This is a genomic window from Phocaeicola sp. RTP21198st1_B8_RTP21198_201120 (assembly GCF_040929485.1).
GTDB lineage: Bacteria > Bacteroidota > Bacteroidia > Bacteroidales > Bacteroidaceae > Phocaeicola > Phocaeicola dorei.
On record NZ_JBCOCI010000321.1, the window covers coordinates 1 to 1418 of the forward strand.

Consider the following 1418-nt stretch of genomic DNA (forward strand, 5'->3'; position numbering starts at 1 on the left):
ACTCATGATGAGGATGATGCCGAAGGATTCAAAATGTTGGACTGGTTACTTTATACTTCCACTGATATGGTCAATTGGACCGATCATGGAGCGGTCGCTTCTCTGAAGAGTTTTGATTGGGTGAAACGTGATAACGGTGCCTGGGCAGAACAAGTCATCGAACGTAATGGCAAATTTTATATGTATTGTCCGATTCATGGTAATGGTATTGGCGTATTGGTCTCCGACTCTCCTTACGGCCCTTTTAAAGACCCTTTGAACAAACCGCTGGTTTGGCAAAAGGAGCATTGGTACGACATTGACCCGACCGTATTTATTGATGATGACGGACAAGCGTATATGTATTGGGGCAATCCGAATGTTTATTATGTGAAACTGAATGAGGATATGATTTCATATTCGGGGGAAATTGTACAAGTGGAAAATAAACCGGAACATTACCAGGAAGGTCCGTGGGTGTATAAACGGAACGGGCATTATTACATGGCTTTCGCTTCAACTTGTTGCCCGGAAGGGATTGGCTATGCCATGAGCGACAAAGCTACCGGACCATGGAGTACAAAAGGATATATTATGCGTCCAACAGAGCGGAGTAGAGGAAATCATCCTGGAATTATCGATTATAAAGGTAGTTCTTATGTATTTGGCCTAAATTATGATTTGCTTCATTTGGAGACTTTGGATCATAAGGAACGCCGTTCGGTCTCTGTTGCAAAAATGCATTATAATCCGGATGGAACTATTAAGGAAGTTCCTTATTGGCAGGAGACGAAACTGGAACAGATTGAAAACTTTAATCCTTACCGTAGAGTGGAAGCTGAAACGATGGCTTGGGGATATGGTCTTAAAGCTGAAAATCATAAGAATGGTGGTTTGTATATAACCGATATTGATGATAATGAATATCTGTGTGTGCGTGGTGTCGACTTTGGCAAGAAGGGAGCAAAGAAATTCAGTGTAAGCGCAGCTTGTGTTGAAAAAGGCGGAATGATAGAAATTCGTCTGGACAGCACTGAAGGTCCGGTAATAGGCAGTGTCAGTATATCACCGACAGGAGGACTGGATATATATAAACATATGTCATGCCGGATAAAGAATGCAAAGGGTGTACATGATCTTTATTTCTGCTTTAAAGGAGAGAAAGGAAACAAACTTTTCAATCTGGATTATTGGGAATTTGAATAGCTTTTATTCAAAAAAAATAAGATTGTAATGTGCTTATAATCAGTGTAATTATTAGGGCGTGCTACAAGGGGAAAGATAGATGTAACATTGAAAATGAAGATGTTATTTAGGAAAAGAAGCCCGTAACATAATTATGTTTGTAGTTTTATAAGCTGGCATATCTTTGCAGAAAAAGATCAGTAATTCATATTTGATTATAAAGAAAATAAGAGGTATTATGAAGAATACACAGG

General features: G+C 39.3%; 1 protein-coding gene. It reads left to right on the plus strand.

What is annotated here, in order from left to right; genetic code table 11:
- Window positions 1–1185: family 43 glycosylhydrolase (locus AB5935_RS25875; RefSeq protein WP_368327859.1), on the plus strand; the 1185-nt coding region annotated here is incomplete at its 5' end.
- Window positions 1186–1418 lie beyond the last annotated feature (233 nt).